A 2,056-nucleotide genomic window follows, 5' to 3' on the forward strand; every position below is an offset into this window, starting at 1 on the left:
TCACTAAGGAGACCGGCATCAAGGTCACGCTGCGCAATGGCGGAGACAGCGATTTCTCCAACCAGATCGTCGCCGAGGGCGCGGCCTCGCCGGCCGACGTCTTCCTGACCGAGAATTCGCCGGCCATGGCGCTGGTCGAGGCGGCCGGTCTGTTCGCCCCGGTCGACGCCGACACCCTCGCCCAGGTTCCCCAGGAATACCAGCCGTCGAGCGGCAAGTGGGTCGGCGTCGCGGCCCGCAGCACCGTCTTTGCCTACAACAAGGACAAGCTGAAGGAAGACCAGCTCCCCAAGTCGCTGCTGGACCTCGCCGATCCGAGCTGGAAAGGCCGCTGGGCCGCCTCGCCGTCGGGCGCCGACTTCCAGGCCATCGTCAGCGCCCTGCTCCAGCTGAAGGGCGAGGCCGCGACCGCCGACTGGCTGAAGGCGATGAAGGAGAATTTCACGGCCTACAAAGGCAACAGCACTGTCATGAAGGCGGTCAATGTCGGCGAGATCGATGGCGGCGTGATCTACCACTATTACTGGTTCGGCGATCAGGCCAAGACCGGCGAGAACAGCAAGAATGTCGGCCTGCATTATTTCAAGAACCAGGACCCGGGCGCCTTCGTTTCGGTATCGGGCGGCGGCGTGCTGGCCTCCAGCAAGCATCAGAAGGAAGCCCAGGCGTTCCTGAAGTGGGTGACAGGCAAGGGCGGCCAGGACGTGCTGAAAACGGGCACGTCGTATGAATATGCGGTCGGCAAGGATGCCCAGTCCAACCCGAAGCTGGTGCCGCTGGCCGACTTGCAGGCGCCGAAAATCGATCCGGCGACGCTGAATTCCAAGAAGGTCATCGACCTGATGACGCAAGCCGGCTTGCTTTAGTTCGCGTTCGTCCTAAAAGGGCAAGCGACCGTGCTCCCGCGGGAACTCGCTTCCGTGGGAGCGCTTTTGTTTTGGAGATGGCCTCGTCGATGACGATCATCTGCGTTTGCGGCCGCGGCCGCGGTTCATCACGTCGCTTCCGGGCGGCCTATTCCGACTGATGGCGTCCGCGATCCACCTCACGGCTTCCGCGCTGCCGGCGGCCGGAATGAAGAAGCGCCGGGCCATGTCGTGGATCACGCTCGCCGCGGCTTTGATCTCGCTCATCGCGCTGCTGCCTCTCGGCTTCATCGTCTGGATCGCGATCCAGACCGGCTGGGATACGGTGGTGGCGCTGATCTTCCGCCCGCGCGTCGGCGAGTTGCTGATCAACACGGTGCTCCTCGTCATCGTCACCGTGCCGATCGCCATCGCGCTGTCGGTGGCGCTGGCTTGGCTGACCGAACGCAGCGACCTGCCGGGCAATCGGCTGTGGTCGTGGCTGTCGGTGGCGCCGCTCGCCATCCCTGCTTTCGTGCACTCCTATGCCTGGATCAGCTTTGTCCCTGGCCTGCACGGGCTCTGGGCCGGCGTGCTGGTCTCCGTCATCGCCTATTTCCCGTTCCTCTATCTGCCGATCTCCGCCGCGTTGCGCCGTCTCGACCCGGCGCTGGAGGATGCGGCGGCGGCGCTTGGCCTTGGCCCGTGGCGGGTTTTCGCGCGCGTCGTACTGCCGCAGTTGAGGCTTGCCATCTGCGGCGGCTCGCTGCTGGTCGGCCTGCATCTTCTGGCCGAATATGGCCTCTATGTCTTCATTCGCTTCGACACCTTCACCACCGCGATCGTCGACCAGTTCCAGTCGACCTTCAACGGCCCGGCTGCCAACATGCTGGCCGCCGTGCTTGTGGCTTGCTGCCTTTTCCTGCTCGCCCTCGAGGTGATGATACGTGGCGAGGAGCGCTATGCGCGTGTCGGTTCCGGCGCCGCACGCAAGCAGCAGCGTGCCCGCCTCGGCCGCGCCGCCCTGCCTTGCCTGCTTTTGCCGGCCGGTGTCGCACTGCTGTCGCTCGGCGTGCCCTTCGTCACTGTCGGCCGCTGGCTGCTCGCCGGCGGCGCGGATGTCTGGCGCTGGGACGAGATCGGCCTGGCGCTCGGCCAGACGCTGTTCCTCGCCATCGTCGGCGCTGTGCTCGCGACGGTTGCCGCCATGC

General features: G+C 65.6%; 2 protein-coding genes. Both read left to right on the forward strand.

Annotation, left to right across the window (positions count from 1 at the left end; genetic code table 11):
* On the forward strand, positions 1 to 866 hold an 866-nt coding region (locus EOA24_RS35700), incomplete at its 5' end, for an iron ABC transporter substrate-binding protein (RefSeq protein WP_133374805.1).
* A 160-nt stretch (positions 867 to 1,026) separates the two neighbouring features.
* On the forward strand, positions 1,027 to 2,056 hold a 1,030-nt coding region (locus tag EOA24_RS35705; RefSeq protein ID WP_133374806.1), incomplete at its 3' end, for an ABC transporter permease subunit.

This window comes from Mesorhizobium sp. M2A.F.Ca.ET.039.01.1.1, from assembly GCF_003998035.1.
Taxonomy (GTDB): Bacteria; Pseudomonadota; Alphaproteobacteria; order Rhizobiales; family Rhizobiaceae; genus Mesorhizobium.